We start from the raw sequence: 3,212 nt of genomic DNA, 5'->3' as shown, positions 1-3,212 counted from the left end.
AACACAGTGGACGCGAGCAACTGAGGACAAGCCCTCGGCCTATTAGTACCGGTCACCTCCACACCTCACGGTGCTTCCAGATCCGGCCTATCAACCCAGTCGTCTACTGGGAGCCTTAACCCCTCAAAGGGGGTGGGAATACTCATCTCGAAGCAGGCTTCCCGCTTAGATGCTTTCAGCGGTTATCCCTCCCGAACGTAGCCAACCAGCCATGCCCTTGGCAGGACAACTGGCACACCAGAGGTTCGTCCGTCCCGGTCCTCTCGTACTAGGGACAGCCCTTCTCAATATTCCTACGCGCACAGCGGATAGGGACCGAACTGTCTCACGACGTTCTAAACCCAGCTCGCGTACCGCTTTAATGGGCGAACAGCCCAACCCTTGGGACCGACTCCAGCCCCAGGATGCGACGAGCCGACATCGAGGTGCCAAACCATCCCGTCGATATGGACTCTTGGGGAAGATCAGCCTGTTATCCCCGGGGTACCTTTTATCCGTTGAGCGACGGCGCTTCCACAAGCCACCGCCGGATCACTAGTCCCGACTTTCGTCCCTGCTCGACCCGTCGGTCTCACAGTCAAGCTCCCTTGTGCACTTACACTCAACACCTGATTACCAACCAGGCTGAGGGAACCTTTGGGCGCCTCCGTTACTCTTTAGGAGGCAACCGCCCCAGTTAAACTACCCATCAGACACTGTCCCTGATCCGGATCACGGACCGAGGTTAGACATCCAGCACGACCAGAGTGGTATTTCAACAACGACTCCCCCTGAACTGGCGTCCAGAGTTCACAGTCTCCCACCTATCCTACACAAGCCGAACCGAACACCAATATCAAACTGTAGTAAAGGTCCCGGGGTCTTTCCGTCCTGCTGCGCGAAACGAGCATCTTTACTCGTAGTGCAATTTCACCGGGCCTATGGTTGAGACAGTCGAGAAGTCGTTACGCCATTCGTGCAGGTCGGAACTTACCCGACAAGGAATTTCGCTACCTTAGGATGGTTATAGTTACCACCGCCGTTTACTGGCGCTTAAGTTCTCAGCTTCGCCCCACCGAAATGGAGCTAACCGGTCCCCTTAACGTTCCAGCACCGGGCAGGCGTCAGTCCGTATACATCGCCTTACGGCTTCGCACGGACCTGTGTTTTTAGTAAACAGTCGCTTCTCGCTGGTCTCTGCGGCCACACCCAGCTCAGAGTGCAAGACTCATCACCAGACGTGGCCCCCCTTCTCCCGAAGTTACGGGGGCATTTTGCCGAGTTCCTTAACCATAGTTCACCCGAACGCCTCGGTATTCTCTACCTGACCACCTGAGTCGGTTTAGGGTACGGGCCGCCATGAAACTCGCTAGAGGCTTTTCTCGACAGCATAGGATCATCCACTTCACCACAATCGGCTCGGCATCAGGTCTCAGCCTCAATGTGTGACGGATTTGCCTATCACACGGCCTACACCCTTACCCCGGGACAACCACCGCCCGGGCTGGACTACCTTCCTGCGTCACCCCATCACTTACCTACTACAAGTCTGGTCCGTCGGCTCCACCACTCCCCCTCACTCCGAAGAGATCAAGGGCGGCTTCACGGACTTAGCATCGCCTGATTCGATATTTGGCGCTTCAAAGCGGGTACCGGAATATCAACCGGTTGTCCATCGACTACGCCTGTCGGCCTCGCCTTAGGTCCCGACTTACCCTGGGCAGATCAGCTTGACCCAGGAACCCTTAGTCAATCGGCGCACACGTTTCCCACGTGTGTATCGCTACTCATGCCTGCATTCTCACTCGTGAACCGTCCACCACTGCCTTCCGGCGCGGCTTCACCCGGCACACGACGCTCCCCTACCCATCACAGTCCCCGTTGGGGGTATGTACTGCAATGACACGACTTCGGCGGTACGCTTGAGCCCCGCTACATTGTCGGCGCGGAATCACTTGACCAGTGAGCTATTACGCACTCTTTCAAGGGTGGCTGCTTCTAAGCCAACCTCCTGGTTGTCTCTGCGACTCCACATCCTTTCCCACTTAGCGTACGCTTAGGGGCCTTAGTCGATGCTCTGGGCTGTTTCCCTCTCGACCATGGAGCTTATCCCCCACAGTCTCACTGCCGCGCTCTCACTTACCGGCATTCGGAGTTTGGCTAAGGTCAGTAACCCGGTAGGGCCCATCGCCTATCCAGTGCTCTACCTCCGGCAAGAAACACACGACGCTGCACCTAAATGCATTTCGGGGAGAACCAGCTATCACGGAGTTTGATTGGCCTTTCACCCCTAACCACAGGTCATCCCCCAGGTTTTCAACCCTGGTGGGTTCGGTCCTCCACGACCTCTTACAGCCGCTTCAACCTGCCCATGGCTAGATCACTCCGCTTCGGGTCTTGAGCATGCTACTGAAACGCCCTGTTCGGACTCGCTTTCGCTACGGCTTCCCCACACGGGTTAACCTCGCAACACACCGCAAACTCGCAGGCTCATTCTTCAAAAGGCACGCAGTCACGACATACAGGGCAAGCCCTGCATGCGACGCTCCCACGGCTTGTAGGCACACGGTTTCAGGTACTATTTCACTCCGCTCCCGCGGTACTTTTCACCATTCCCTCACGGTACTATCCGCTATCGGTCACCAGGGAATATTTAGGCTTAACGGGTGGTCCCGCCAGATTCACACGGGATTTCTCGGGCCCCGTGCTACTTGGGTGTCTCTCAAACAAGCCGTCCAGATTTCAGCTACGGGGGTCTTACCCTCTACGCCGGACCTTTCGCATGTCCTTCGCCTACCTGAACGGTTTCTGACTTGTCTCACAGCCGGCAGACTGTGAAAGAGAGATCCCACAACCCCGCATGCGCAACCCCTGCCGGGTATCACACACATACGGTTTGGCCTCATCCGGTTTCGCTCGCCACTACTCCCGGAATCACGGTTGTTTTCTCTTCCTGAGGGTACTGAGATGTTTCACTTCCCCTCGTTCCCTCCACACTGCCTATGTGTTCAGCAGCGGGTGACAGCCCATGACGACTGCCGGGTTTCCCCATTCGGAAACCCCCGGATCAAAGCCTGGTTGACGGCTCCCCGGGGACTATCGTGGCCTCCCACGTCCTTCATCGGTTCCTGGTGCCAAGGCATCCACCGTGCGCCCTTAAAAACTTGGCCACAGATGCTCGCGTCCACTGTGCAGTTCTCAAACAACGACCAACCACCCACCACCCCACCCAC

At 56.8% G+C, this 3,212-nt stretch carries 1 rRNA gene; it reads right to left on the bottom strand.

The annotated features are described in order from the left end of the window. Nucleotides 1-22: 22 nt before the first annotated feature. Nucleotides 23-3,149: ribosomal RNA gene (locus ABD371_RS35580) — 23S ribosomal RNA — on the bottom strand. Nucleotides 3,150-3,212: the final 63 nt, after the last annotated feature.

It is taken from the genome of Streptomyces amakusaensis (assembly GCF_039532665.1).
Lineage (GTDB): Bacteria > Actinomycetota > Actinomycetes > Streptomycetales > Streptomycetaceae > Streptomyces > Streptomyces amakusaensis.
Note: the sequence above shows the minus strand (reverse complement) of the source record. Positions and strands in the feature narration are given on the sequence as shown.